Here is a 25567-nt window from a genome sequence, read left to right on the forward strand (position 1 = left end):
TCACTGCCGGGGCGGCAGGAACCGGGGCGCCGAACCTGGGGCCGCGCCGAGCCACTCGGGACCCGGCACCGGGCCCGGGCCGTACGAGGGCGGCGGTGGCGGGGGTCCGCCCACCGGGATCGCCTGGGGCACGGGTGCCGGCATGGGCATGACCGGCGCGCCGCGGCGGTTGATCGCCTCGCGCCGGGCGGCGCGTTCGGCCAGCCGGACCTCCTCGCGGTGCCGGCGTTCGGCCAGGACGGCCGACAGGTAGATCTCCGGCCGGAACCCCGGAGGCGGCGGCGGGCTGACGTAGCGCAGGATCTCCGCCATGAGCCGGTCGCCCATCGCGTCGCGTACGCGGGGCGCCAGCTCCCAGAAGCGCGTGAGGTACTGCCGCGCGGCCATCGCCACGTTGTCCGGCAGCATGGCGAGCTCCAGCGACCGCGCCCACGGCGCCAGCGGCGGCGGCATGATCGCGACCGGCCCGAGGAAGACGTTGACCGGCACCCGGTCCTGGATGACGATCGTGCCCGCGAACAGGTCGCCGAGCCGCTTGCCGCGCTGGTTGAGCAGCGACGAGATGAGCGCGGGCGAACCGAGCAGCGCCCAGATCTCCAGGAACCCGGCCAGCGCGCGTACGAGGGCCTGCCGGAAGCGCTCAGGGCCACCGTCGTCGCCGACGACGCGCAGCCCGACCGCGAGCTTGCCCAGAGTGCGGCCGCGCGTCAGCGTCTCCGTGATCGTCGGGTAGCCCACGAACACGGCCACCATGCACACGATCGACAGACCCACCGCCACGGCCGAGTCGAGCACCGTCGCCGACAGGCCGACGAAGATGAAGCAGATGTAGAGCACGAAGATCTGCAACAGCATGTCGACGAACAGCGCCAGGGCGCGGCTGGCCAGCCGCGCCACCCGGATGTCGAGTGCCACGGCCTCGCCGGTCACCAGTTCGATCGGCACGCGCCCTCCCGTCGGATCACTGAGAGACTGGCGAGGATCCCCCAGGAGTCTTTGAGAGTAGTCTGCCCGTTTGTGGACGTCGATGCCTTCGTGGCCGCGCACAACGCCGAGTGGCGGCGCCTGGAGCAACTGATCAACCGGGGTGCCAGGAAGCTGAGCGGTGCGGAGATCGACGAGCTGGTCGAGCTGTACCAGCGGGCCGCGACCCACCTGTCCGTCGTCCGCTCCAGCTCGCCGGAGCCCGCGCTGGTCGGCCGCCTGTCGTCGCTGGTGGCCCGGGGGCGCGCGGCGGTGACCGGCGCGCACGCGCCGATGTGGCGCGACGTCGCCCGCTTCCTCACCGTCTCCTTCCCGGCCACCGCGTACCGGATGCGGAGGTGGTGGCTCGGCGCGGCGGTCATCTCCAACCTGGTGTCGCTGGTCATCGCCGTCTGGGTGGCCCGCAACCCGGACGTGCAGACGTCACTGCTGTCCCCGATGCAGATCCGCCAGCTCGTCGAACACGACTTCGCGAACTACTACACCGACCACGCGGCGGGTGCGTTCGCCTTCCAGGTGTGGGTGAACAACGTCTGGGTCTCGGCCGAGGCGCTGATCTTCGGCATCCTGCTCGGCATCCCGACGATCTTCGCCCTGTGGGGCAACCAGCTGAACCTCGGCGTCTCCGCCGGCCTGATGTTCGCCCACGGCAAGGGCGCGATCTTCTTCGGCCTGATCCTGCCGCACGGCATGCTGGAACTCACGGCCGTGTACCTCGCCGCCGCGGCCGGCCTGCGCCTCGGCTGGACGATCATCGACCCGGGCCACCGCCGCCGCAGCCATGCCCTGGCCGAGGAGGGCCGCGCGGCGATGAGCATCGCCCTGGGACTCATCATCGTGCTGGCGGTGTCGGGCGCGATCGAGGGCTTCGTGACGGGACACGTGAGCGTGACGTGGATCCGCATCGGCATCGGCGTGATCGCGGAGTCCGCCTTCCTGACGTACGTCATCGTGTTCGGCCGCCGCGCGGTCCGCGAGGGCGACACCGGCGACATGGAAGCCGTCCCCGACACCGCCCCGGTCGCCGCCTGACCACGCCTTCAGAGGCGGCCGGCGGCCTTCAGGGACAGGTACGCGTCGGCCAGGGCCGGGGCGATGTCCTCCGGTGGGGCGTCGACGACCTCCACGCCGTACTTGCGGAGTTCCGCCGTCACGCGGCTGCGGTCGGCGCGGGCGCGTTCGGCGGCGGCCGCGTCGTAGACGGCGCTCGCGTCGCCGCGGGCCGTGGCCATCTCGGTCACCCGCGGGTCGCTCACCGCGGCGACCATCACCAGGTGCTTGGCGGTGAGCTGGGGCAGCAGCGGCAGCAGGCCCTCCTCCATCGCCGCGGCGTTGAGGTCGGTCAGCAGCACCACGAGGCAGCGTTGCCGTACGCGGGCCAGCAGGGTCGAGACCATGCCCGCCGCGTCCGCCTCGATGAGTTCGGGCTCCAGGGGGGCCATGGCGCGGACCATCGCGGGCAGCAGGTTGGTGCGCGTGCTGCCCTCCACCCGGGCGCGTACCTGCCGGTCGTAGGCCAGCAGGTCCACCCGGTCGCCCGCACGCGAGGCCAGCGCGCCGAGCAGCAGGGCGGCGTCCATCGAGCAGTCGAGCCGGGGGATGTCGCCGACCCGGCCCGCGGCCGTACGGCCGGTGTCCAGGACCAGGTAGATGCGCCGGTCGCGTTCGGGCCGCCACGTGCGGACGACCACGTCGCTCCGGCGCGCCGTCGCCCGCCAGTCGATGGAGCGTACGTCGTCGCCGTCCACGTACTCCCGCAGCGAGTCGAACTCCGTGCCCTGCCCGCGAATGAGCGCGACATGCTGGCCGGTCAGCTCCCGCAGGCGGGACAGCTTGGCCGGCAGGTGCCGTCGCGAGGGGAAGGCCGGCAGGACGCGTACGGTCCAGGGCGCCCGGCGGGAGAGCTGGCGGGCGGCCAGCCGCAGCGGCCCGTACGAGCGGATCGTCACCGAGACGGCCCGGCGGTCGCCCCGGCGCGTGGGGACGAGACGCATGTCGACGCGGCGGCGTTCGCCCGGCGGCACCGACAGGGTGGCCGAGCGCGGCGTCGCGCCGGCGCTGGGCGGCCAGGCGTCGCGCACCTCCGCGCGCAGCCGCCGCGTACCGGGGTTCTCCACGATGAGGGAGACCGAGGCCTCCTCGCCGAGGCGGACGTTCGTGTCGCCGGAGCGGTGCAGGCCGAGCGCGCGGACGTTGCCCGCCAGCGCCAGGTCGGCCGCGACCAGGGCCACGACCAGGGCGTTCACCGCGAGCAGCGTCCACCAGCTCGGCACGATGACCATCACGGCCGCGCCGAGCAGCGCCAGGAGCCCGGTACGGCCGGTCAGCGCCATGCCGCGCTCCTCAACGGGGCGCGGGGACGGTGGTGAGCACGCCGTCGAGCACGCCGTCGGTCGTCGCGCCCTCCAGCTCGGCCTCGGGCCGCAGCTGCACGCGGTGCCGGAGCGTCGGGCGGGCGAGGGCCTTCACGTCGTCCGGGCGCACGTAGTCGCGGCCCGACAGCCACGCCCACGCCCGTGCCGTCGCGAGCAGCGCGGTCGCGCCGCGGGGGGAGACGCCGAGCTGGAGAGAGGGCGACTGCCGCGTGGCCCGGCACAGGTCGACGACGTAACCGCTGACCTTCGGGTCGACCCGGATGCGGCGTACGGCGTCGCGCCCGGCCGCCAGGTCGGCCGGGCCGGCGACGGGCTTGACCCCGGCGGCGTCCAGGTCGCGCGGGTCGAAGCCGGAGGCGTGCCGCTGGAGTACGGCGATCTCGTCCTCCCGCGAGGGCACCGGCACGGTCAGCTTCAGCAGGAACCGGTCGAGCTGTGCCTCGGGCAGCGGGTAGGTGCCCTCGTACTCGATCGGGTTCTGCGTGGCGCACACCACGAACGGGTCGGGCAGCGGGCGCGGTACGCCCTCCACCGACACCTGCCGTTCCTCCATCGACTCCAGCAGCGACGCCTGGGTCTTGGGCGGCGTGCGGTTGATCTCGTCGGCGAGCAGGAGGTTGGTGAAGACCGGCCCCTCGCGGAACTCGAACTCCGACGTCCGGTTGTCGTACACGAGCGAGCCCGTGACGTCACCCGGCATCAGGTCGGGAGTGAACTGCACGCGTTTGAAGTCGAGCTCCAGCGCCTGCGCCAGAGTGCGGATGAGCAGCGTCTTGGCGACGCCCGGCACCCCTTCGAGCAGGACATGCCCGCGGCACAGCAGGGCGATGACCAGGCCGGTCACCACGGCGTCCTGCCCGACGACCGCCTTGGCGACCTCGGTCCGCAGCGCCATCAGCGCGGCACGGGTGTCCTGCGCCGGCACGTCGTCCGACGGCTCGATGCCGTAGATGTCAGATCCCTGTCGCTCCGTCACGAGCTACGAACCTGCCTTTCGAGTTCGTCGAGGTAGCCGGAGAGCCGGACCAGCTCGGCGTCGTCCATTGGTGGAGGACCGTACAGCGCCGCGCCGATGGCGGCTTGCGGCTCTCCCGTGTGCGCCGCGATGCCGGCGACGATCTCGTTCGCCATCGCCGGGTCGGAGGCGGCGCTCTTCGGCATGCCGAGCAGGGCGGTGAGGCGTTCGAGCGCCCCGGCGCGCAGCGCCATGGCCGCGCGGTCACCGGCCCCGCGCGAGCGGTACAGCCGGGCCCGTCCCTCGACCGCCTCCGCGGAGCGGACCACCACGGGCAGCGGCTCGACCACGACCGGACCCAGCCGGCGTGCCCGCCACAGCGCGACCAGCACCACCGCGATCACCGCCTGCAGCACGGCGAGCTTCACGCCGAACGGGACCAGCTCGGTGAACGACTTCTGCCCGCCGGCGCCGGGCGGCGGCGGGGCCGGCAGCAGCCAGACCACGTTCGAGCGGGAGCCGAGGAGGTTCATGCCGAGCGCGGCGTCGCCCGCGTCGGTGAGGCGTTCGTTGGTGAACGGGCCGCCGGATCCGATCACCGTGACGTTCGCGCCGCCCACCGGCAGCTGGACCAGACTCGGCCGCCCGTCCCCGAGGTAGCACTGCGTCGCGCCGGCGGGGGCCCGGTAGACCTGACCGCCGATGAGGTCGATCGAGCCGGCGTCGGCCGCGGCGGGCAGCGGGCAGGCGGGGGAGATCGTGCCCGAGGTGACGCCGTCGGTCTCGACGCCGGGCGCGAGCGCCTCGAGCGCGTCGCCGGACGGCTCCAGCAGCAGCCGGTCGCCGGGCAGGGCGCGCAGGGTGGCCAGGTCGGTGGAGGTCAGCCGCTCCGACCGCGCGATCACCAGGAGGGTGTCGGGGTTGGAGTTCACCGCGCCGGCCGCCGCGGACACGCTGCGCGCCACGGTCACCGGGGTGCCGTGCTGCCGGGTGATCTCGACGAGCGCGCGGGCGCCCTGCTGTCCCGGCGAGTCGGGGTCGAGGTACTCCGCGCGGACCTTGGGCCGCAGCGCGGCGAGCACCACGCCGATGATGACCAGCGCCAGCAGGACGATCAGGATGCCGCGCGAGCGCCGCCAGCGCCGGTGCGCGACCTGCCGCGCGGTCTCGGGCGCGGCCGGGGGCGCCGTCTGGACCGCGGTCACGTGGTGCTCCCGGAGACGAGCGGCGCCGGGCGCGCCGCCCGTACCCGCCGGTCGAGGTCGACGAGCCGCTGGTAACCCTCGGCGTCACCCTGGCGTCCGCCGTACCAGACGTCGTCGAAGGTCCGTACGCCCGCGGCGAGTTCTTCGGCGTGGTCGGGCAGCGCGGCGCCCGCCTCGGCCGCCAGCTCGTCGGCGGTACGGCCGGGGCGAGGCTCGACGATGACGCGTTCTTCGAGGTCGCGGGCGATGGCGCGCAGGCGTTCGCGGATGGCCTCGGGCCACTCGCCGGCGGCCGCGTGGCGTTCGGCGGCGGTGCGGTGGTCCTCGGCGGTGGTGTGGGTGTCGTCGAGCAGGCCCGTGCGTTCGGCCGCGCTGCGGCGCAGGTTGCCGACGCGCCACCAGATCGCGGCGGCCACCAGGATCAGCACGACCACGAGCACGACCAGCGCCGTCCAGCCCCAGCCGCTGCCGGCGTGCTCGCCCGGCGTGTGGTCGAACAGGCGGCTCAGCCAGTCGTTGATCTTGTTGATGATCCGGTCGAGGAACGACGGCTCGTCGCGGTGGTAGATCGGCTTGTTCAGCTCGCGGCGGGCGAGCTCGCGCGCCGCGTCGCGGCCGACGGGCGGTGCGGGGGCGTTGAGGATCACCGTGGCCATCCCGGCGGGGGAGGCGGAGGCGGCACGGGCGCCGTCCACGGAACGGCGCCACGCCGCACCTTCGGCTGCGGGCCGGAGCCCGCGGCGGTGAGCGGGCCGGGCAGCCACGCGGCGAGCGGGTCCTCCGGCGATCGCATCTGCAACTCCAGGTCGAACGCCTCCCGCCGCATGCGCCGGTCGGCGTACACGAAAGCGATCACCCCGGCGTTGAACGGGTTGACCAGGGTGCCGGCGACGATCCGGCCGACCGCGCTCACGGCCAGCAGGGCGACGAGGAGCCCGCCGCCCGGTGAGGGATGGACGCCCGCCACGATCTCCACCACGACGGTGAACGGCGCCGGGATGACGACGAACTCGGCCAGCACCGTGATCAGCAGGGCGAGGAACAGGATGCCGAACGTGCGCCACCAGCGCCCGCGCACCATCTCCGCGGACCGGCGCAGCGAGGCGATCACCCCGCGGCGCTCCATCACGAGGATGGGCGTGCTGAGGGCGAACCAGACGTACGCCGCCACCATCGCCACGAAGGCGACCGGCGTACCGAGGATCCAGGCGAGGGCCTGCACGCCGACGGGAGCGTCGGCCGCGACCGAGGCCACCATCGGGGTGAGCGGGATCGCCAGCGCCAGGAACACCGCCACGATGACCGCGGTGGCCGCGCCGAACAGGCGTCCCAGGCAGGGCCGTACGGCGCGCCAGGCCTGGCCGAGGGAGGTGGGGCGGCCCAGCAGCGTCCGTGCCATGACCGGCGCGAGCAGCCCGGACAGCAGCAGCACGACGTACGCGGTGAGGAGCAGGCTGCCGGCCGCGATGACGAACGCCCAGCCCACCGACTTCTCGACCGAGCCCGGCGTGATCTCGGTACGGGCCTGGGCGCCGATGAGGAAGTACTGGGCCAGCGTGACGACGACCTCGACGGCGGTCGTCATCACCGCCGACATGCCGAGCGTGGCGCGAGGGTTGCGGCGGATGTAGGTGACCGCTCCGTCGAGGATCTCCGAGACGCCGAGCGGGCGCAGCGGGATCTCGGTCTCCAGCTCGGGCTCGTCGGCGGCCGGCTCGGGCGCCGGGGGCGCGGGGTGGTCGGCCGGGGGCGCGCCGGAGCCCGGCGTCGCCCAGGCCCCCGGGTCGGTCACCCTGCCCCCTCCACGCTGTGTCCCCCTGTCGATACGGGCCATCCTGCCACGCTGAACAGTTCCGCGTGATCGCGCGGGAGGACTCCCTGGAATCGGGCGTCAATGGGGCAAAATGGGGACGCGGAATCACTGCACCGGATCGATCCCCCCGACGGACCGGCAGTGGCGCCGCGCTCGCCGGTCGCGTCGGTAACGGCGATCGTCACCGCGCGAGGGGTCGCCACACGAGGGATCAGAGGTAACCTTGGCCTGCTTGGGGGGACCACCTCTTACAACTCCGGCGATGAGGGTACATGAAAGGACGCGTGCTGGTCGTCGACGACGACCTTGCTCTGGCCGAGATGCTCGGCATCGTGCTGCGGGGAGAGGGCTTCGAGCCCTCGTTCGTGCACGACGGCGACAAGGCGCTCGAGGCGTTCCGGGAGACCCGTCCCGATCTCGTGCTGCTCGATCTCATGCTTCCCGGCATCGACGGCATCGACGTGTGCCGCCAGATCCGGGCCGAGGCCGGGGTGCCGATCGTGATGCTGACCGCCAAGAGCGACACGGTCGACGTCGTTCTCGGCCTCGAATCGGGTGCCGACGACTACATCGTCAAGCCGTTCAAGCCCAAGGAGCTGGTGGCGCGCGTCCGCGCCCGGCTCCGCCGCACCGACGACCCGACGCCCGAGCTGCTGCAGATCGGCGACATCGCGATCGATGTCGCCGGTCATTCGGTCAAGCGGGGCGATCGACACATCCCGCTCACTCCGCTGGAGTTCGACCTGCTGGTGGCGCTGGCCCGCAAGCCGCGCCAGGTCTTCACCCGCGAGGTCCTGCTCGAGCAGGTCTGGGGCTACCGCCACGCGGCCGACACCCGGCTTGTCAACGTGCACGTCCAGCGGCTCCGGGCCAAGATCGAAAAAGACCCCGAGCATCCGGAGATCGTCGTCACCGTACGCGGGGTCGGCTACAAGGCCGGCCCGGCCTAGTCCGGCCGTGCGGATCCCCCTGAAGGCGTCGACCCGCCGCGGCCTGAGTGTGATCCGCCGTCTCGCCCGAGCCGCGCTGGGCGCGACGCAGGCGCGCTGGCGGCGCTCGATCCGCGTGCGGGTGGTCACCACGACGCTGGTCGTGTCGGCCATCGTCGTGGCGGTGCTCGGGGTGTTCCTCATGCAGCAGATCACCAACGCTCTGCTGGAGGCCAAGGAACGCGCCGCGCTGCTCCAGCTCGACGACGGCGTCGGCATCGCCCAGGGGCGGCTCGCCACCGGTCCGAGCGACCCGGAGACGCTCAACGACGTGGTCACCACACTGGCCCGCCGCAGCGGCACGGCGGGCCTGTACGAGGTCATCCTCATCGACGACCGCGACCCGGGCATCAACGGCTTCTCCAGCAACGCCATCAAGCCCGACAGCGTGCCCGCCCGCCTGCGGCTCCAGGTGGAGCGGGCGCCCGCCAGCAACCCGTACCGCACGTACGGCCGGCTGAGCTACGACGACGGCACCTCGACGGCCGGCCTGATCGTCGGCGCCAAGGTCAACGCCTACCAGATCTACTACCTGTTCCCGCTGACCCAGGAGCGGCAGAGCCTCGTGGTCGTGCAGCGCACGCTGTTCGGCGTCGGCGCGGCCCTGATGCTGCTGCTCGCCGCGATCGCCTCCCTGGTGACCCGCCAGGTCGTCATCCCCGTACGGCTCGCCGCCCAGTCGGCCGAACGCCTCGCCGCCGGGCGGCTCGAAGAACGCATGAAGGTCCGCGGCGAGGACGACCTCGCGCGGCTCGCGACCTCGTTCAACGACATGGCGGCGAACCTCCAGGAGAAGATCGTCCAGCTCGAGGAGCTGTCGAAGGTCCAGCGCCAGTTCGTCTCGGACGTCTCCCACGAGCTGCGCACGCCGCTCACGACGATCCGGATCGCCGCCGACGTGCTGTACGAGGCCCGCGAGGACTTCGACCCGCTGACGTCGCGGTCGGCCGAGCTCCTGCAGAGCCAGCTCGAACGCTTCGAGGGCCTGCTCGCCGACCTGCTGGAGATCAGCCGGTACGACGCGGGCGCCGCCACCCTGGACGCCGAGTCGATCGACGTACGCGAACTGGTCCTGCGCGCCGTCGGCGACACCGAGGACCTCGCCGAACGCAAGGGCAGCAAGATCGTCCAGCAGCTGCCGGGCGAGGCGACCATGGCCGAGGTCGACCGCCGCCGCGTCGAGCGCATCCTGCGCAACCTGCTGGTCAACGCGGTCGAGCACGGTGAGGGCAAGGACATCGTGGTGAGCGTGGCGGCCGACCGCGACGCCGTGGCCATCGCGGTCCGCGACCACGGATGCGGCCTGCGGCCGGGCGAGGCCCACATGGTCTTCGACCGCTTCTGGCGCGCCGACCCCGCCCGCGCCCGCACCACCGGCGGCACGGGCCTCGGCCTGTCGATCTCCAAGGAGGACGCCCGCCTGCACGGCGGCTGGCTCCAGGCGTGGGGCGAGCCCGACCAGGGATGCCAGTTCCGCCTGTCGCTGCCGCGGGTGGCGGGCGCCGAGCTGCGCGGCTCGCCGCTGCCCCTCGTACCCCCGGAGGTCGAACTCCGCCGCGCCCCGTACGCCGAGCTCAAGCTGGAAGCGGACGCATGAGGCGGGGGCTCGCGCTGGTGACGGTCGTGCTGTGCGCGGTCGCGGGATGCGCGAGCGTTCCTTCGGGAAGCCAGGTGATCGGCGGCCGGATCACGAACCACCAGCAGCCGATCGACGACCCGTACGTCCGCGTCATCCCCGTCGGCCCCGGCCGCGACTGGGACCCGGGCAAGATCATTACCGCCTTCCAGGCCGCGTCGGGCAGCTTCGACGGCCCGAACGGCGACCACAAGGTGGCCCGCGAGTATCTGGCCTGCGGCGGATGCTGGCAGCCCGGCATCTCCACCGTGGTCTACGACCGGATGGAACAGACGTCGGTCCAGATCGGCGGCGCGCACGCGTCGGTGACCGTCGAGGTCGACCAGCTCGGCAGGATCGGCTCGGACGGGCAGTACATCGCCGACTCCCACCGTTTCAAGGCGACGTACCAGCTCCGGCAGGACGCGCAGAAACAGTGGCGGATCAGCTGGCTGCCGCAGGAGCTCCTGCTGAGCCGCAACGACGTGAACCGCGCCTTCCGCACGCTCGACCTGTACTTCTTCTCACCGGACCCGCAGGTCAAGGCACTGGTGCCGAACCCCGTTTTCATCCCGATGGTCAACCGGACGTGGCTGTCGCAGCAGCTCGTGAAACAGCTGCTCGGCGGCCCGACGACGTGGCTGCGGGGCGCCGGCGTCCGCACCGATTTCCCCGGCGGCACCCAGCTGCGGCGGCTGGACATCTCCGGCGGCGTCGCGACGGTCGATCTGAGCCGCCAGGCGCGCTCGGGCGACCTGCGCAACATGTCGATCCAGCTGATGTGGACGCTGCGGCAGCTCCGGGAGGTCGACCAGCTGAAACTGGAGATCGAGGGCAAACCGGTGCAGGTCCCCGGCGTCGGCGGCACGGTGCAGTCGGCGAGCGTCTGGAGCGGCTACAACCCGGACGGCCAGGGCGACGCGCCGCGCGGCTGGGTGCGCACCGCCGACGGCCGGCTGGCCAGGCTCGACTCCTCAGTACCGCAGGTGCTGCTGCCCAAGCTCCGAGTGTCCCAGCCGGCGATCTCCTACGACGCGCGGCAGGTCGCCGCCGTGAGCAAGTCCGGCGACACGGTGACGGTGACCGACATGACGACGGGCGCGACCCGGGTCGTCCTGCACGCCAAGCTGGCGGGCGGCCGGTTCTGCAAGCCGTCGTGGGACTCGCGCGGGAACGTCTGGGCGGTCGAGTCGAACTCCCACGGATCCCGCCTGTGGGAGATCACCAGCGGCACGACGAAGATCGCCGTCGACGGCTGGACCCTCGCGCCGTACCCGGTCCGCGCCCTGCGCATCTCCCGAGACGGCACCCGAGCCGCCGCGATCGTCCAGATGGGCCAGGTCTCCCAGGTGCAGCTCGGCCGCGTGGACCGGGCCCCGACGGGCGGCCTGCAGGCGGAGGGCTTCATCGCGATCAACTCGGACCTGTCCGCCGCCCTCGACCTGACCTGGCGCGACGCCGACCACCTGGCGGTCATCGGCGCGACGGACAGCAACCCGTCGCCCCTGCTCTACGACGTGCCGGTCGGCGGCGGCACCATCCAGCCGATGGTGGGCCCGGGCGGCGACATGAAGGCCGTGGCCGCCTACCCGGGTGCCCCACTGCTCGTCGCACAGCATGTGTCGAGCCCCCAGCCGTTGGACAACGTGTGCTGGCTCAGCGACAAGTACGGCGAGTGGAAGTGCTACGACCGCACGTCGGCCCCGGCGTACCCGGGCTGACCCGCCGACCCCGCTGAGATGGTGGGCCGTACGCGCTGAGGCGCTGAGGCGCTGACGCGCTTGGCCGCTGAGGCGGTGGGGTCTGCTTCGGCCGGCCTGCGCGTCGCTGCTGACCGGTTGGCCTACCGTCGCTGATCTCCCTCCTGTCCCGAGTGCCGTTGCGTGGCCGCGATGACGGCGCTCGCTCGTACGTCGGCACCCGCCGCGCGTAAGGCTCGGGCCGCTTCGGCGAGGGTCGCGCCCGTGGTGATCACGTCGTCCACGACGATCACTCGCCGGCCCCCCAGGTCCAGGCGGGACTCCATGGCTCCGGTGAGGTTCAGGGCGCGGTCCATGGCGGACAGACCGGCCTGATCCGCCACGCGACGCCGATGCCGTAGCGCCCGCACGCACACGATTCCCACCCCACCACCAAAGCGGGCGCCCCGCGTCAGCTCGGCGGGGTCGACCCCCCACGCCGGATCGGTAGGGCGGGCGTCCCATGCTGGATCGCCAAGGCGGGCCTCCCAATCTGGATCGACGGGGTAGGCGTTCCACGCCGGATCGCCAGGGCGGGCGTCCGGCGCTGGAAGACGGGCCTTCCACGCCGGATCGCCAGAGCCGCCGTCCCATGCTGGATCGCCAAGGCGGGCGTCCCAAGTTGGGTCGGCGGGGTGGGCGTCCCGTGCCGGATTGGTAGGGCGGGCGTCCCACGTGGCATCGCCGAGGCGGGCGTCCCAAGTTGGGTCGGCGGGGTGGGCGTCCCATGCCGGATTGGTAGGGCGGCCGTCCGACGTGGCATCGCCGAGGCGGGCGTCCCATGCCGGGTCGGCGGGGTGGGCGTCCCGCATCGGGGCTGCGGGATCGGTCTCCCATCCAGGACCGGTGGGACGGGCCTTCCCCACTGGACCGGTGGGGCGGGCCTTCCGCGGATCAGCAGGCCGGGGGTTCCGTGCCGGGTCGGTGTCGCGGGCATCCCGCGCTCCGGTGGAGACGTCGCTCGTTCGGGCGGTGGGGTGGGGCTCCGTCTCGTATGTCGTCCGTCCCGTTGCCTGTCCTGCCGTCAGCCTCGAGGCATGCTTCGCGGCCTCCTGGGCGATGCGCAGGGTCGGGTCGTGGCCTCGACGGCGTACCGACGCCCTTGAGGAGGGCACAGGGACGAGCAGAAGCGGCTCGCCTGGGGCGGCGGCCCTCGTGGCGGCGCGGGCGAGAGCGGCCCCCAGAGGCCGCGCCAGGCCGGACAAGCCGCGTTCCTTGTGCGCGATGATCAGACGGCGGACCGGGCCCGCGTACGGCGCGACGGCGAACGGGGGCGGCAGCCCCTCGGGGACGGGGCTCGGCAGGCACAGCCGGGCGGGGCCGGCGAGATGGTCTTCGCAGGCCCGGCACACGAGCCCGCCGGGGCCGCCGCAGCCCGCGCACGGCTGGGGAAGGATCAGATCGAGGAACGCGGCGAGAAGCTTCATGTCACCCGACCCTGCCCCCTCCCCTCACGACATGCCAGCCCCGTCCACACCCTGTGGATAACTTCGCGCCCGCGAAAGAACAAGGCCCACGAGGTGCGACGACACGCCGAAGCCGGGCGTGGCGCCATCTCGCCCCTGCGGCTACCGGCGGTAGCGGGTTATCGCCTGTCCGCCGTACGCGGCGGCGCACACGCCGGGCGACCGGGTGTTCGCGTCGAGCGAGATCGGAACCGGCCGTCTCAAGGCCTCGCGCAGGTGGTGGCGGAGGCGCGCCGGGTGGCCGTTTCGCCCCTCCGCCAGGCCTGACGCGACCCGCCGGCCGGGCCGAAACTCGGGGTGGCGATGACTATCCGTGGTTTTTCTGGGGATCCCCACCTGACATTCATGGCGTAAGGGGTTAGCGTTCCTGACATGACACCCGCCCGGGTCCGTGGTTGCGCCGAGTCTCAACCGGCCCGGCAAGCCGATGCCAGCCGCAGGCTAAACGGCCCACGTAAGGCGACTTCTCGTCGACCGATCACGGTGCGGCTTAGAGGTAAGTCCTGCCCCGCCGGGGGATCAGATGTCCTCCGGACCGGGAGAAGGGGAGTAGTGGCGAGAGCGCTGCGAGACCCTCAGCAGGCGGATGTGGGGACGAAGACCAGGTCGGCCGGGCGGGTGTTTCCTCTACGTCACGGTGGCCAAGATGTGAAGACAGTGTGAGGACAGAGAGCATCGAGCCCGGCTGCCCCGTGCCGGGTGCTCTTGAAGACCGGGAGGAGGGGGTCCCCCATGGACATCATCGTGAAGGGGCGCCACACGGACGTCAACGATCGCTTCCGTCGGCATGTGGACACCAAGCTCGGCAAGGTCGAGAAGCTGGATCCCAAGGTCATCCGGGTCGACGTGGAGGTCTCCGAAGAACACAACCCCCGCCAGGCCGACACCCGTGAGCGGATCGAGCTCACCATCGTCTCCCGCGGCCCTGTGATCAGGGCCGAGGCCGCGGCGGACGATCGCTACGCCGCCCTCGACATGGCCCTCGGCAAGCTGGAGAACCGCCTGCGTCGCTCGTGCGACCGCCGCAAGGTCCACCACGGCGGCCACGGCCGCGCCCGGCTCGCGGACGCGCTCGCACCCGAGCCCGAGGCGCTCTCGGTCACGTCGCAGGCCGAGGAGCCCGTACGTACGTCGGCGGAGGAGGAGGCGCGCGACGCGTACGCCCCGCCCGAACCCGAGGGCATCGTGCCGATCGCGATGGAAGGCGACGGTCCGGTCGTTCTGCGCGAAAAGGCGCACAAAGCGGATCCGATGACCATTGACCAGGCACTATTCGAGATGGAACTGGTCGGCCACGATTTCTATCTCTTCCGTGACAAGGAGAGCGGCCGTCCGAGTGTCGTTTACCGGCGACGGGGCTGGGATTATGGAGTGATCCGTCTTATCGAGGAGTGACGCCGCGCTTGCGCGGCGCCACCACCTCGACCAATCTGGTCCCAGGCGGTTCCGGCGAGGAACCGCCTGGGACCACACGGTCATATAAGTCTCACCCCCGCGATTACGCCCACGATCCCCATGGGCCGGCGCACCGTTTGGAGGAGGAGTTGAGCGAGACTCCGCAGAGTCGTGACCCCGCGGCCGGTGACCCCATCCGCGTCCTCATCGTCGACGATCACGCCCTGTTCCGCCGCGGTCTCGAGATGGTCCTCGACGACGAGGACGGCGTCGAGGTCGTCGGTCAGTGCGGCGACGGTCAGGAGGCCGTCGAGCAGGTGAGCGACCTCGTTCCGGACGTCGTGCTCATGGACATCCGGATGCCGCGCCGCGGCGGCATCGAGGCGTGCACGGCCATCAAGGACCAGGTGCCCAGCGTCAAGATCGTGATGCTGACCATCAGTGACGAGGAGGAGGACCTCTTCGAGGCGATCAAGGCGGGCGCCACCGGCTACCTGCTGAAGGACGTCTCGATCGACGAGGTCGCCGACGTCGTGCGCGCGGTGCACGACGGTCAGTCGTTCATCAGCCCGTCGATGGCCTCCAAGCTGATCACCGAGTTCGCGGCCATGGCCAAGCGCGGTGACGAGCGCCAGCAGCAGGTGCCCGCGCCGAAGCTGACCGACCGCGAGATGGAGGTCCTGCGCCTGGTCGCGCGGGGGCTCGGCAACCGCGAGATCGCCAAAGAGCTGTTCATTTCGGAGAACACCGTCAAGAACCACATTCGGAACATTCTGGAAAAACTCCAGCTCCATTCCCGGATGGAAGCCGTCGTGTACGCGGTACGGGAGAAACTGCTCGAAATCAGCTGAGCGGCTCGACGGGAGCATGAGGAGCGCGGACGGAGTCGTCCCAGGGTTCACGTGAAGAAGCCGACGACGCTGCGGATGCGGTCCCCGGCGAACTCGACGATGTCGTAGCCGGTGGCGACCGTGCCCAGCCGCCACGTGAAGAGCGCCCGGTCGTGGTGGGCTCCGATCACCGTCCCCAGGGCGAACCGCAGGTCGCCGAAGTTCTGCTGAGCCCGGCCGATGGTCGCCGAGAGTTCCGCGTGTCCGCGCACGCCGGCGTAGTCGGGGTCGATGTAGACCGAGTCCTGGGTGAGGACGGACTCCATCAGCGCCTCGCGGGCCGTGGCGTCTCGTTCGTTCCAGATGTCGAGGTACTTGCTGATCAGGTCGGTGGTGCTCACTTCTGGGCTCCTTCGAGGGGGCGGGACGGTTCTGCGTCGGGTGTGGGGCGGGCGAGGGCGAGTGCGGTCAGGCCGCCGGCGGCGGTGACGGCCGCGGCCGTCCATCCGGCGACGTGCAGGCCGTGCAGCAGATGGGTTGAGCCGGTGGCGAGCGCGACGAAGACGGCCAGGCCCAGCGCGCCGCCGAGTTCCTTGGCGGTGCTGGCCAGGCCGGACGCGACGCCCTGCTGGTGGGGTGCGATGCCGGATCCGGCGGAGGCGAACAGTGCGACGAAGGCGACGCCGCCGAACAGGCCCCAGACGACGCTGCCGGGCAGCAGGGTCCAGAAGCCGCCGTCCGCCGTCGTGCCGGCGACCAGGACGGCGATGCCGGCGCCGGTCCCGGCCATCGAGACGACGAGTGTGGTGCGGATCCCCCAGCGGCCGAGCAGGGGCGGGGTGACCTTCAGCGCGGCGAGCATGCAGATCAGCGTGAGCGGCAGGAACGTGAGTCCCGCCTTCAGCGAGCTGTAACCGAGGACGGGCTGGAGGTAGGAGGTGAGGATGTAGTAGCCGCCGCCGAGCGTTCCCTGGAACAGGCCGATCACGACCATGGTGGTGGCGAGGGAGCGGCCCCGCGCGAGCCGTAGCGGGATGAGTGGGTCGCGGGTGCGGGCCTCCACCACCAGCAGCAGCGCGAGCAGGATCGCGCCCGCGGCCAGCGATCCGGCGCCGCGGGGCGATCGCCATCCGGCGTCCGGGCCGCTGGCCAGGCCGAACACCAGCAGCGCCGAGCCCACGGTGGCCAGGACCGCGCCCGGCACGTCGAACCCGCCGGGCGTACGGTCCGGGTCGGCGGGCAGCAGCCGCGGCGCGGCCAGGACACAGCCCAGCACCAGGGGCACGTTGACGAAGAACACCCATTCCCAGCCCAGGTAGTTGGTCAGCACCCCGCCGAGCAGGGAACCGGTGGCCAGTCCGGCGCTGCCCGCCATGCCCCAGGCGCCCAGCGCGCGGTTGCGCGCGGGGCCCTCGGTGAACCCCCGGTAGATGAGCGTGAGCGTCGCGGGAGTCAGCAGGGCTCCGCCCGCACCCTGGACCGCACGGGCGGCGATCAGCGGCCCGGGGCCGGAGGCCAGGCCTCCCGCCAGGGAGGCGACGCCGTACAGCGCCAGTCCGGTGACGAACATCCGGCGTGGACCGAGTCGGTCCACGGCACGTCCGCCGAACAGCATCAGCCCGCCGAGTCCGACGGAGTACGCGCTGACCACCCACTGCACGGAGGACGGGCTGAAGCCCAGCGCGTGCTCGATGCCGGGCAGCGCCACATACACGATGTTGTAGTCGAGAGCCACGATGAGCTGCGTCAACGCCAGCAGCCCAAGGCGTAGCCGGTTCCGTTCCATGCGTCACCTACATGCCGTTGATTTACTACACGCCGTTCAAAGTCAGCACGCCGTACAGTAGTCAAACGCTGTAGCCTGTCAACTGTGAGCGAGCAGACCATGAGCCGTCGCGAGCGGCTGCGCGCGCAGACCAGCGCGGAGATCAAGGCGATCGCGCTCAAGCTCATGGGTGACGGCGGCCCCGACGCGATCTCGCTGCGCGCCATCGCCCGCGAGATGGGCATGACGGCCGGTGCGATCTACAGCTACTTCCCGACCCGCGACGACCTGATCACGGCGCTGGTCGGCGACGTCTACACGGCGGCCGTGGAGGCCGCGGAGTCGGCGCGGGACGCCGTGCCGGACAGCGACACGGGCGGGCGGGTCCTGGCCTGGGCACAGGCCATGCGCGAGTGGGCGCTGGCCAATCCCGAAGGGTTCCGGCTGATCTACGGCGATCCGGTGCCCGGCTACCGGCCGCCCGGCGACGGCCCCGGCCGGGAGGCCGAGCTACGCGCCTGCTCCGGTCTCATCGGCCTCGTCGCCGAGGCATGGCCGACGGCTCGTACCCTCCAGCCGGAGGGCCGGGACTATGACTGGGCCGGCTTCGACGCGGGCCTGGCCGCCCACGTACGAGAGGACTTCCCCGGCCTGCCGCCGGCCGCGGTGGCGCTGACCCTGCGCGTGTGGGGCCGGATGCACGGCCTGGTGGCCCTGGAGATCTATGGCCACCTGAGCGGGCTCATCCATGACCCGGGCGCCGTCTACCGCGACGAGATGCACGACCTCATCGCCTCCCTCGGCCTCAACGCCTGACCGGCGCCGGTCGCGGAGCCGTCCTAATCGAGGGCGGCGGCCAGCGGCGCGGCGAGGGCCGGCGGATCGATGCGTTCGACGCGGACCGCGTCGCAGCCCACCCATTCCGCCGCCTCGCGCAGCGCCTCGGCCAGGTGCGCGACCGCGCGTTCGGCCTTGGCCGGGGTGTTCGCCGCCGCCGGCTCCAGGGACGCCTTGCGGGCGATCAGCGTCGTGCCCTCGCGCGCCGGGTCGACGCGGCCGATCAGGTGTCCGCCGGCCAACACGGGCATCGTGAAGTAGCCGTGCACGCGCTTCGCCTTCGGGACGTACGCCTCCAGGCGGTGGTCGAAGGCGAACATCCGCTGGGTGCGCTTGCGGTCCCACACCAGCGAGTCGAACGGGGACAGCAGCGTCGTACGGTGCCGGCCGCGGGGCGTCTCGTCCAGGCCCTCAGGATGGGCCCAGGCGGTGCTCCAGCCGCGCACCTCCACCGGCACCAGGCCGGTCGCCTCGATCACCGCGTCGACCTGGTCGCCCCGGACCCGGACGTAGTCGGCGAGGTCCGCTCGCGTCGCGACGCCCAGGGCGCGGCCCGCGCGGGCGACCAGCGTGGTGACGCACTCCTCGTCCGACAGGTCCTGCTCACGCAGCTCCGCCGGGATCGCCCGCTCCGCCAGGTCGTACACCCGGCGCCAGCCGACCCGCCGGGTGCAGACCACCTCGCCGGTCGCCAGGAGGTACTCCGCGGCGATCTTGTGGTCCGTGCGGTCGAACCACTCGCCGCCCTTCTTCGCCCCGCCGAGCCCCGTCGCCGTCAGCGGGCCGTCGGCGTGGAGGCGGGCCAGCACCTCCTTGCACGCCTCCTCGGGCGTGCGGTGCCAGTGCCGGCCCCTGCGCTGGTAGTCACGGCGCCGGAAGGCGTACAGCGGCCAGTCGCCGATCGGCAGCACGCAGGCGGCGTGCGACCAGTATTCGAAGGCGGCCGTGCCGTTCCAGTAGGCGCGCTCGACGCTGGAACGGCCGACGGCGCCCAGACGCGCGTAGGCGACCAGCTCGTGGGAGCGCGCCAGGACCGAGATGGTGTCGAGTTGCACCGCCCCGAGATGACGGAGCGCACCGAGGGCACGCCGGGCGCCGGGGTCGCCGCGCAGGCCACCGCCCTGATGGGGAGTGACGACACGCCCGAGGAAACCCTGGGCGCGAAGTTGAATCCGGCGTGCCTGCTCGGGGGTGAGCTCTACGGGAGGCATGGCCCGATGTTACGGACCATCACCGACGGAAAACGGGAGCGAGATCAGCCGTGCGGCCGGGTCGTCGCCGGGTCGCTGGCCGTTTCCGGCCCGCTCAGCTCGCCGCGGACGCCCGCGCGCTCGGACGGGTGCCGTTCTTCGGGCGCCTGACGAGGGCCGTCCATGATGACGTCGTCGAAGATGTGCACCGCCGCGGCGATCAGACCGCCGACCACGACGAGTCCGACGCCGACCCAGAACAGCCACCACTTCGGGTGCGGCACCAGCGCGACGCCACCCACGCCGAATCCGATCCAGATCACGATGACCGCCAGCCATGAGCTGGCACGGCCGGCGTGTGAATTGTGGGCCATTCATCCCTCCCTGCGGGTTGCGCGCTTCATTCGGTGCGGACGACCGGTCACGCGCCCGCCGCTCCCAGTTTTTTTACACGATCACTTGGCACGAACATGGCGAACCCTGACCCGGTCGCGGGCATCACCGGTCTCGTGATAGTGACGGTTGTCCCGCTGTACGGTTGGACTCGCCTACGATGACACCGTACGGGTCGTGTACGCGCGCCTCCGACACGACCCCCGGCGATACCACGAACGCTGCGAGGAGCTCCCGAGAGTGCCAGTAGTCATCGACAAGATCCTTCGCGCCGGCGAAGGCAAAGTTCTGCGTAAGCTCAAGCGGATCGCCGACCAGGTCAACTCCATCGAGGAAGACTTCGTCGACATGAGCGACGCGGAGTTGCGCGCGCTCACCGACACCTACAAGGAGCGCCTCGCCGACGGCGAGAGCCTCGACGATCTGCTTCCCGAGGCGTTCGCCACCGCTCGCGAGGCGGCCAAGCGCACGTTGGGCCAGCGCCACTTCGACGTGCAGGTCATGGGCGGCGCCGCGTTGCACATGGGCAACATAGCGGAGATGCGCACCGGTGAGGGCAAGACTCTGACCTGTGTGCTCCCGGCGTACCTCAACGCCCTCGCGGGCGAGGGCGTGCACGTGGTCACGGTCAACGACTACCTGGCCAAGCGCGACGCGGAGTGGATGGGCCGGGTCCACCAGTTCCTGGGCCTCGAGGTCGGCGTGATCCTGGCCGACATGACGCCGGAGGACCGCCGCAAGGCGTACGCCGCCGACATCACGTACGGCACCAACAACGAGTTCGGCTTCGACTACCTGCGCGACAACATGGCCTGGAGCCTCGACGAGTGCGTCCAGCGCGGCCACAACTTCGCGATCGTGGACGAGGTCGACTCCATCCTCATCGACGAGGCCCGTACGCCGCTGATCATCTCCGGCCCCGCGGAGCAGAACTCCCGGTGGTACGTCGAGTTCGCCAAGATCGTGCCGCGGCTCAAGCGCGCCACCGACGGGCCCGAGGGCGAGGACGGCGACTACCAGGTCGACGAGAAGAAGCGCACCGTCGGCATCCTGGAGTCCGGCGTCGAGAAGGTCGAGGACTGGCTCGGCATCGACAACCTGTACGACTCGGTCAACACGCCGCTGGTCAGCTTCCTGAACAACGCGCTGAAGGCCAAGGAGCTGTACAAGAAGGACAAGGACTACATCGTCAACGCGGGCGAGGTCCTGATCGTCGACGAGTTCACCGGGCGCATCCTGCACGGCCGTCGTTACAACGAGGGCATGCACCAGGCCATCGAGGCCAAGGAAGGCGTGGCGATCAAGGACGAGAACCAGACGCTCGCCACGATCACGCTGCAGAACTTCTTCCGCCTCTATGACAAGCTCGGCGGCATGACCGGTACCGCCCAGACCGAGGCGGCCGAGTTCAACAAGATCTACAAGCTCGGGGTCATCCCGATCCCCACCAACAAGCCGATGATCCGCAAGGACGTCCCCGACGTCGTCTACAAGACCGAGCAGGCCAAGTTCGAGGCCGTGGTCGAGGACATCAAGGAGAAGCACGACAAGGGCCAGCCGGTCCTGGTCGGCACCACCTCGGTGGAAAAGTCGGAGAAGCTCTCGCGGATGCTCAAGCGCCGTGGCGTCCCGCACGAGGTGCTCAACGCGAAGTACCACGAGAAGGAAGCCCTGATCGTCGCCGAGGCGGGCCGTAAGGGCGCCGTCACGGTCGCCACCAACATGGCCGGTCGCGGCACCGACATCACCCTCGGCGGCAACCCCGACCACATCGCCGACCAGGCGCTCCACGCGCAGGGCCTGTCCCCGCTGGAGACCCCGGAGGAGTACGAGAAGGCCTGGCCGGAGGCGATCGAGAAGGCCAAGCAGGCGGTCAAGGAGGAGCACGAGGAGGTCACCGACCTCGGCGGCCTCTACGTCCTCGCCACCGAACGCCACGAGTCGCGGCGCATCGACAACCAGCTGCGCGGCCGTTCCGGCCGGCAGGGAGACCCGGGCGAGTCGCGGTTCTACCTCTCGCTCGAGGACGACCTGATGCGGCTGTTCAACTCCGCCCGTGTCGAGGCGATCATGACCCGCCTCAACATCCCGGACGACGTGCCGATCGAGTCGAAGATCGTCTCGAACGCCATCCGGTCCGCCCAGCACCAGGTGGAGCAGCAGAACTTCGAGATCCGCAAGAACGTCCTCAAGTACGACGAGGTCCTCAACCGCCAGCGCAAGGTGATCTACGCCGAGCGTCACAAGGTCCTCGAGGGCGCCGACCTGCACGACCAGATCGTCCACATGATCGACGAGGTCGTCGCGGGCTACGTCACGGCGGCCACCGCCGAGGGCTTCCCGGAGGAGTGGGACCTCGACAAGCTCTGGAAGGCGTTCAAGCAGCTCTACCCGATCTCGATCAGCTCCGACGACCTGGTCGAGGAGGCGGGCGGCCAGGCCGGCCTGACCGCCGAGCTGCTCACCGAGAAGATCACCGAGGACGCCCAGGAGGCGTACGCCAAGCGCGAGGAGGAGCTCGGCGGCGAGGTCCTGCGCGAGCTGGAGCGGCGCGTCGTCCTCTCGGTGCTCGACCGCAAGTGGCGCGAGCACCTGTACGAGATGGACTACCTCCAGGAGGGCATCGGCCTGCGGGCGATGGCCCAGCGCGACCCGCTGGTCGAGTACCAGCGCGAGGGCTACGACATGTTCACCTCGATGCTCGAGGGCATCAAGGAAGAGTCGGTCGGCTACCTGTTCAACCTCGAGGTGGAGATCGCCGATGAGGAGCAGCAGGCCGCCGTGGCCGGTGTCGGCGAGGCTCCGGTCGAGCTCGCCGAGACGGAGGAGGACGACACCCCGGAGATCGTCGCCAAGGGCCTCGAAGAGGGCGGCCGGCCGCAGAGCCTGAGCTACAGCGCTCCGACGGTCGACGGTGAGGGCGGCGTCGAGACCCACACCGAAGAGGTGGACGACGTCTACGCGGACGTCTCCCGCAACGACCCGTGCCCGTGCGGCTCGGGCAAGAAGTTCAAGCGCTGCCACGGAGACCGCCGCAACGGCTGACGCGGAACGACCGAACGGCCCCGGACGATTCGTCCGGGGCCGTTCGCGTGGAGCCGCTAGGTTATGGCGGTGGCCGCAACAAAAGAACCGAACCGGCTGATCCTGTTCACCGATGCCGTCGTGGCGATCGCCGTCACGCTGCTCGTGCTCCCGCTCGTGGACGTCGTTCCCGAGGTCGCCAGAGAACACCGCCCCGCCACCGAGGTGATCACCGGGCACCAGCCGGAGATCTGGACCTTTCTCCTCAGCTTCGCGGTGATCATCAGACTCTGGCTGTCGCATCACAAGGCGTTCCAGCACGTGCGGGCGTACTCGACGCCGTTGGTGCTCTGCAACAGCGCCTGGCTGCTGGCCATCGTCGTGTTGCCGTTCCCCACCGAGATGGTGGGCGTGTTCGACAACAGCCGGTTCACGACCGGCCTCTACATCGGCACGGTCTTCGTCGCCACCGGCCTGCAGGCCGCGATGTACCTCATCATCCGGATCGACCCCGAAGTGGCCACGGAGGACGCCCCCCTGCCGGGCGACTTCGTCCTCGGCGCCGTCACCGCGGCCGTTCTCCTGCTCCTCGCCCTGGTCGTCGCGTTGACCGTGCCGGGGGTCGGCTACTGGGCCCTGCTCCTGTTGCTGCTGTCCGGCCCTGTCGAGTGGGCCTGGCGCCGGCGGCACGCGGTCGCCGCGGCCTAGGAAAAAACAGGGAACCGCCACGTCCGATCGCACCAAGTACCGGATGAACCGACGCGCACGGCGCGGACAAGGAGAACCGGTTGGTGATGATCGATACATACCCGCATCCGGACACCGGTGAGGTGAGCGACAGCGAGAGCATCGGCGCGTCGCTCACCGATCCGGAGAGGTTCGCCGATGTCTTCCACCGGCACTGGGACGAGATCCACCGCTATGTCGCGGCACGGCTCGGTGCCGAGGCGGCCGAGGACGTCGGTGCCGAGACCTTCACGGTCGCCTTTCGCAACCGTGGAAAGTACGACCTGACCCGGCCGGACGCCCGGCCCTGGCTGTACGGCATCGCGACCAACCTCATCGGCCAGCACCGCCGGGTCGAGAAACGCCGTGCCCAGTTGCTCGCCCGCACCCCCGCCGAGGGCGTGAGCGGGTCGTTCGCCGACGGCAGCGACGCACGGGTGACCGCCGAACTCCTCGGCCCCCGCATCGCGTCGGCGCTGAAGAGCCTGTCGGCCGCCGACCGTGACCTGCTGCTCCTGATCGCCTGGGCGGACCTGACGTACGAGGAGGCCGCCGAGGCGCTGCGCGTTCCGATGGGCACCGTACGGTCCCGGCTGCACCGGATCCGCAAGAAGATCCGCCGCGCGTTCGGAAACGCCGACCCCACGCGTCTTCAGGAGGAGAACCGATGATCGACAAGGAGATCGTGCTCGTCCGGGAGGCCCGTCCGGCGGACGTTCCGGCCGATTCCGCGGCGAAGGCCCGCGCGTGGGCCCGCCTGCGCGCCGAGATGGAGTCGCCCGGCACCCCCGCGTTCGAAGCCCGTCCCTTTCACCGGCGTCTCGGCTGGCGGCTCGGTGCCGTGGGGGTGATCGCGGCCGGTGCCGCGGCTGCCGTGGTGGTGACCCAGGCCGTGGGATCCGCGCCGGTGGGCAAGCCGAACACCGGACCCGTGCCCAGCCTTGAACTGGCCGCCCAGACGATCGAGCAGCGGACGGTCCCGAAGCCGCGGGCGGATCAGTGGGTGTACGCGCCCGAGCTGCGCAACTGGGCCATCGCGCCCGGCAACACGATCGGCACGCTGCGGGGCAAGGTCAAGGTCGAGCAGTGGTGGCGGTTCGACGGCAGGAGGGTCGCCGAGTCCGTCAACGGTTCGAAGATCACGATGACGGCCATCCTGCGCCCCGGGGAGAAGATCCCTCCCGGCCACGTCATTCCCGGCGTCAACGGAGGCTTCGCCTGGGGCGCCGGCGTCTGGAGGAGGTCCCCGCGCGGGCTGTACGACTACGTGGCCAAGCTGCCGACGGACCCCGCCGCGCTGCTCAAGAAGATCCGGCACGACACCCAGGCCGCCGACGACGATGACGCCACGTTCTATCGGATCCAGGAGATCCTCGACGACGACAAGCTCATCCCGGCGAAGACCAACGCCGCCATCTACCGCGCGCTCGCAATGATCTCCGGAGTACGGATCGTGCCCGGGGTGAAGGATCTCGCCGGGCGCTCGGGCGTCGCGGTCGTCCGTGACCAGGACACGACGCGCTTCGAGATCATCCTCGATCCGAAGACGTACCAGTACCGGGGCTGGCGGTCCGTCGCGCTCAAGGACCAGTACGCACGCAAGAAGCTCACCGCCCACGCGGGACAGGTGCTCAACGACTCCGCCGACCAGGGCATGCGCGTGGTCGACCAGCCCGGCACGCGAGACTGAGCCGACTTCACGCCCGACCTCGTACGACGGCCGTCCCCGCCCGGGGAACCCGCGAGCGGTTCCCCGGGCGGTCATTCATGCCGGGACGGTCGTCTCGATCGCGGCGCAGCGCCAGCGGCGGTCGTACTCCAGCCGCAGCGCGAGCGCCTGCACCCGTGCGCCGATCACGGCCACCGCCGCGACCTCGGCGACTCCCGGCTCGGGCGCACAGACCCGTACGGTGCCCAGCCGGGGCGCGGCCCGTCCGGGCAGGCGTGCGGACAGCGACCCCAGCCGCTCGAACAGGCGCGGTGTCGTACGTCCGGCCAGGTGGTGGTAGGGCCGGACTCCGGCCAGCACCTCCACGACGAGCCGGGCGATCAGTCGTGCCTCCGCCCGCACGTCGGGCGGGCCGTCGCGTACGACGCCGAGGACCGGCCGGGGCGGGCGCCCGTGCGGCGGACCGGAGTCCAGGGCGAGAGCGAGTGACCCGTGCACCGCGATCGCGGGCGGCTCGCACCCTCCGTACGGGACGAGCCGGATCGGGGAGCGTACGGGCGTTCGTCTGCGCATGATGCGACCTCCGTAATGTGCGGC

General features: G+C 71.3%; 23 protein-coding genes. 11 read left to right on the forward strand and 12 right to left on the reverse strand.

Features of this window, described 5'->3' with window-relative positions; genetic code table 11:
* Nucleotides 1-945 (reverse strand): RDD family protein, encoded by a 945-nt coding sequence (locus tag QSK37_RS25980; RefSeq protein WP_285625839.1) that lies wholly within the window; start codon nt 943-945, stop codon nt 1-3.
* 72 nt (nt 946-1017) lie between these two features.
* Here QSK37_RS25980 and QSK37_RS25985 point away from each other — a divergent pair, with 72 nt between their 5' ends.
* Nucleotides 1018-2016 carry a stage II sporulation protein M gene (locus QSK37_RS25985; RefSeq protein WP_285579109.1) on the forward strand — a complete coding sequence of 333 codons (999 nt, stop codon included), beginning with the start codon at nt 1018-1020 and terminating at the stop codon, nt 2014-2016.
* An 8-nt stretch (nt 2017-2024) separates the two neighbouring features.
* Here the strand turns inward: QSK37_RS25985 and QSK37_RS25990 are convergent, their stop codons facing one another.
* From QSK37_RS25990 to QSK37_RS26010, 5 genes are all read right to left on the reverse strand, one after another.
* Nucleotides 2025-3317: a DUF58 domain-containing protein gene (locus QSK37_RS25990; protein ID WP_285625842.1), complete on the reverse strand. Its 1293-nt coding sequence runs from the start codon at nt 3315-3317 to the stop codon at nt 2025-2027.
* Nucleotides 3318-3327: 10 nt separating this feature from the next.
* Nucleotides 3328-4254, reverse strand: a complete 927-nt coding sequence (locus QSK37_RS25995) for an AAA family ATPase (protein ID WP_285626182.1) — start codon at nt 4252-4254, stop codon at nt 3328-3330.
* A 77-nt stretch (nt 4255-4331) separates the two neighbouring features.
* Nucleotides 4332-5519: a DUF4350 domain-containing protein gene (locus QSK37_RS26000; RefSeq protein ID WP_285625845.1), complete on the reverse strand. Its 1188-nt coding sequence runs from the start codon at nt 5517-5519 to the stop codon at nt 4332-4334.
* On the reverse strand, nt 5516-6175 hold the full coding sequence (locus tag QSK37_RS26005) for a DUF4129 domain-containing protein (protein WP_285625847.1): 660 nt from the start codon (nt 6173-6175) through the stop codon (nt 5516-5518). The genes QSK37_RS26000 and QSK37_RS26005 overlap by 4 nt, the downstream gene beginning before the upstream one ends.
* Nucleotides 6163-7311, reverse strand: a complete 1149-nt coding sequence (locus QSK37_RS26010; protein ID WP_285625850.1) for a DUF7847 domain-containing protein — start codon at nt 7309-7311, stop codon at nt 6163-6165. The genes QSK37_RS26005 and QSK37_RS26010 overlap by 13 nt, the downstream gene beginning before the upstream one ends.
* Before the next feature lie 293 nt (nt 7312-7604).
* On the opposite strand from QSK37_RS26010, the gene mtrA reads away from it, so the two are divergent.
* Genes mtrA through QSK37_RS26025 form a run of 3 tightly spaced genes read left to right on the forward strand, consistent with a single transcriptional unit; the run spans nt 7605 to nt 11657 of the window.
* A complete protein-coding gene (gene mtrA, locus QSK37_RS26015; protein ID WP_285579099.1) occupies nt 7605-8282 on the forward strand; it encodes an MtrAB system response regulator MtrA in 678 nt (225 codons plus the stop codon).
* 7 nt (nt 8283-8289) lie between these two features.
* Nucleotides 8290-9918 carry an MtrAB system histidine kinase MtrB gene (gene mtrB / locus QSK37_RS26020; RefSeq protein WP_432705597.1) on the forward strand — a complete coding sequence of 543 codons (1629 nt, stop codon included), beginning with the start codon at nt 8290-8292 and terminating at the stop codon, nt 9916-9918.
* Nucleotides 9915-11657 (forward strand): LpqB family beta-propeller domain-containing protein, encoded by a 1743-nt coding sequence (locus QSK37_RS26025; protein ID WP_285625853.1) that lies wholly within the window; start codon nt 9915-9917, stop codon nt 11655-11657. The genes mtrB and QSK37_RS26025 overlap by 4 nt, the downstream gene beginning before the upstream one ends.
* A gap of 122 nt (nt 11658-11779) precedes the next feature.
* On the opposite strand, the gene QSK37_RS51495 is transcribed toward QSK37_RS26025, so the two are convergent.
* A complete protein-coding gene (locus QSK37_RS51495) occupies nt 11780-13102 on the reverse strand; it encodes a ComF family protein (RefSeq protein ID WP_349497989.1) in 1323 nt (440 codons plus the stop codon).
* A 771-nt stretch (nt 13103-13873) separates the two neighbouring features.
* Between QSK37_RS51495 and hpf the strand changes: the two genes are divergently transcribed.
* Together hpf and QSK37_RS26040 are read left to right on the forward strand one after the other, a co-directional pair.
* Nucleotides 13874-14536: a ribosome hibernation-promoting factor, HPF/YfiA family gene (hpf, locus tag QSK37_RS26035; protein ID WP_285625855.1), complete on the forward strand. Its 663-nt coding sequence runs from the start codon at nt 13874-13876 to the stop codon at nt 14534-14536.
* Between the two features lie 149 nt (nt 14537-14685).
* On the forward strand, nt 14686-15387 hold the full coding sequence (locus QSK37_RS26040) for a response regulator (RefSeq protein WP_285625859.1): 702 nt from the start codon (nt 14686-14688) through the stop codon (nt 15385-15387).
* A 47-nt stretch (nt 15388-15434) separates the two neighbouring features.
* On the opposite strand, the gene QSK37_RS26045 is transcribed toward QSK37_RS26040, so the two are convergent.
* Nucleotides 15435-15767 (reverse strand): nuclear transport factor 2 family protein, encoded by a 333-nt coding sequence (locus tag QSK37_RS26045; RefSeq protein WP_285625862.1) that lies wholly within the window; start codon nt 15765-15767, stop codon nt 15435-15437.
* The gene (locus tag QSK37_RS26050) at nt 15764-17152 is read right to left on the reverse strand and encodes an MFS transporter (RefSeq protein ID WP_285625865.1); all 1389 of its coding nucleotides are present in this window, start codon (nt 17150-17152) and stop codon (nt 15764-15766) included. Before QSK37_RS26050 ends, QSK37_RS26045 begins: the two co-directional genes overlap by 4 nt.
* Before the next feature lie 84 nt (nt 17153-17236).
* Between QSK37_RS26050 and QSK37_RS26055 the strand changes: the two genes are divergently transcribed.
* Nucleotides 17237-17947 (forward strand): TetR/AcrR family transcriptional regulator, encoded by a 711-nt coding sequence (locus QSK37_RS26055; RefSeq protein ID WP_285625869.1) that lies wholly within the window; start codon nt 17237-17239, stop codon nt 17945-17947.
* 23 nt (nt 17948-17970) lie between these two features.
* On the opposite strand, the gene QSK37_RS26060 is transcribed toward QSK37_RS26055, so the two are convergent.
* Both QSK37_RS26060 and QSK37_RS26065 read right to left on the reverse strand, forming a co-directional pair.
* Entirely contained in the window at nt 17971-19179 is a 1209-nt protein-coding gene (locus QSK37_RS26060) for a winged helix-turn-helix domain-containing protein (protein ID WP_285625872.1), read from the reverse strand.
* 44 nt (nt 19180-19223) lie between these two features.
* Nucleotides 19224-19532, reverse strand: coding sequence for an HGxxPAAW family protein (locus QSK37_RS26065; RefSeq protein WP_285625875.1), 309 nt, complete (start codon nt 19530-19532; stop codon nt 19224-19226).
* Nucleotides 19533-19791: 259 nt separating this feature from the next.
* Between QSK37_RS26065 and secA the strand changes: the two genes are divergently transcribed.
* The 4 genes from secA to QSK37_RS26085 all read left to right on the forward strand — a co-directional run bounded on the left by secA (nt 19792) and on the right by QSK37_RS26085 (nt 24991).
* Nucleotides 19792-22596 (forward strand): preprotein translocase subunit SecA, encoded by a 2805-nt coding sequence (gene secA / locus QSK37_RS26070; protein ID WP_285625877.1) that lies wholly within the window; start codon nt 19792-19794, stop codon nt 22594-22596.
* Between the two features lie 69 nt (nt 22597-22665).
* Nucleotides 22666-23283, forward strand: coding sequence for a TMEM175 family protein (locus QSK37_RS26075; protein WP_285625880.1), 618 nt, complete (start codon nt 22666-22668; stop codon nt 23281-23283).
* Nucleotides 23284-23369: 86 nt separating this feature from the next.
* Nucleotides 23370-23972 carry an RNA polymerase sigma factor gene (locus QSK37_RS26080; RefSeq protein ID WP_285625882.1) on the forward strand — a complete coding sequence of 201 codons (603 nt, stop codon included), beginning with the start codon at nt 23370-23372 and terminating at the stop codon, nt 23970-23972.
* A complete protein-coding gene (locus tag QSK37_RS26085) occupies nt 23969-24991 on the forward strand; it encodes a CU044_5270 family protein (RefSeq protein ID WP_285625885.1) in 1023 nt (340 codons plus the stop codon). Before QSK37_RS26080 ends, QSK37_RS26085 begins: the two co-directional genes overlap by 4 nt.
* Nucleotides 24992-25066: 75 nt before the next feature.
* Here the strand turns inward: QSK37_RS26085 and QSK37_RS26090 are convergent, their stop codons facing one another.
* A complete protein-coding gene (locus tag QSK37_RS26090) occupies nt 25067-25543 on the reverse strand; it encodes an Rv3235 family protein (RefSeq protein WP_285625887.1) in 477 nt (158 codons plus the stop codon).
* Nucleotides 25544-25567: the final 24 nt, after the last annotated feature.

The organism is Actinoallomurus iriomotensis (assembly GCF_030269445.1).
In the GTDB taxonomy this organism is placed as follows: domain Bacteria; phylum Actinomycetota; class Actinomycetes; order Streptosporangiales; family Streptosporangiaceae; genus Actinoallomurus; species Actinoallomurus iriomotensis.